The organism is Streptomyces sp. NPDC002130, from assembly GCF_040296465.1.
GTDB lineage: Bacteria > Actinomycetota > Actinomycetes > Streptomycetales > Streptomycetaceae > Streptomyces.
In genome coordinates, this window is the sequence record NZ_JBEOXI010000982.1 from 1 (window position 1) to 1,254 (window position 1,254).

Genomic DNA, 1,254 nt, shown 5'->3' on the forward strand with positions numbered 1-1,254 from the left:
AACCTGACCGTCGACGTAGCGTCGTCACTCGGGTACACGATCCTGTCCAACGACGCGATCACCGCCGCCCAATCGGCCGCGATCGGTGGCTACAGCGCCGAATTCGGTTGGGAGAATGCGGATGTGCTCGCCGACGCCGATGTCGTCGTTGCCCAGAATCTCGACTCCTGGCCGGGCAACCCGGCGTGGGATCGTGTTCCAGCCGTGGCCCTCGGCAATGTCGCACCGCTCGACTACGACGACAAGGTCGGATTCGCACTCACCTACACGGACTTCCTGAACAAGCTGACGGACATCACCCGCAGCCTGAAGTGAGGTTCACTGGTAATACCACTTGACCTCTCACCAGTGGGCGTTTACGGTCAGTACATGTTCCAACCCGTTGCACGTACCTCGGCCTCCGGCGCAGTCTTCGACCAGATTTCCGTGAAAGTACTGGCCGGAGAGCTGGCTGCAGGTGAAGCCCTGCCCAGTGAGCGGAAACTCGCCGAGGCGTTCGGCGTCTCCCGGCCCGCCGTCCGAGAAGCAATCCAGAAGCTCGCCCAGGCCGGACTGGTAGAAGTCCGCCAGGGCGAGTCCACGTCGGTGCGTGATTTCCGACGCCAGGCCGGACCCGAACTTCTCCCCCAGCTGCTGGTGCGCGACGGCGTCCCCGACCTGACCGTCGTGCGCAGCGTACTTGAAACTCGTGAACTGATGGGACCGCAGATCGCGGTGCTGGCCGCCCGTCGCATCTCCGCAGAATCTGCCCGGAAACTCGACACGGCCGTGGATCAACTAGGGGCCACCGAAGATCCAGTGGAGTTGCAAGACCGCGCTCTGGTGTTCTGGGACGTCGTCGTCGACAGCGCGGATTCCATCGCCTTCCGCTTGATCTTCAACAGCCTGCGCGCCGCGTACGAGCCGGCCATGACTGCACTTGCCTCCGTCATGGTCGCCGAAGTCGGCCAGACCGACCTGTATCGAAAACTGGCTTCCGCCATCACTTCACACGACGAGTCAACCGCCGAGGCGTCAGCAGCACAGCTCCTTCACACCGGCACGACGGCAATCGGCGACGCTCTCACCTTCCTGGAAGGACTGAAACCATGAGCAAGCCTCTTACTCTCGCCGATGCGGCACGGACGTTCCGCAAGTCACCGACGCCGTGGATGATCGGCACCATGCTGCTGCCTCGCAGATCTCGTCGCCGTGCTCCGCGAAGACACTGACCGGGAAAGAGGGACGCAGCTCCAGCTTCGCCTCGGGCAGGTC

General features: G+C 63.2%; 2 protein-coding genes. Both read left to right on the plus strand.

Annotation, left to right across the window (positions count from 1 at the left end; all coding sequences use genetic code 11):
- Positions 1–315 (plus strand): hypothetical protein (locus ABT116_RS47610; protein WP_351647666.1); only part of this gene is annotated, 315 nt, incomplete at its 5' end.
- 54 nt (positions 316–369) lie between these two features.
- Positions 370–1,092 carry a FadR/GntR family transcriptional regulator gene (locus ABT116_RS47615; RefSeq protein WP_351647669.1) on the plus strand — a complete coding sequence of 241 codons (723 nt, stop codon included), beginning with the start codon at positions 370–372 and terminating at the stop codon, positions 1,090–1,092.
- Positions 1,093–1,254 lie beyond the last annotated feature (162 nt).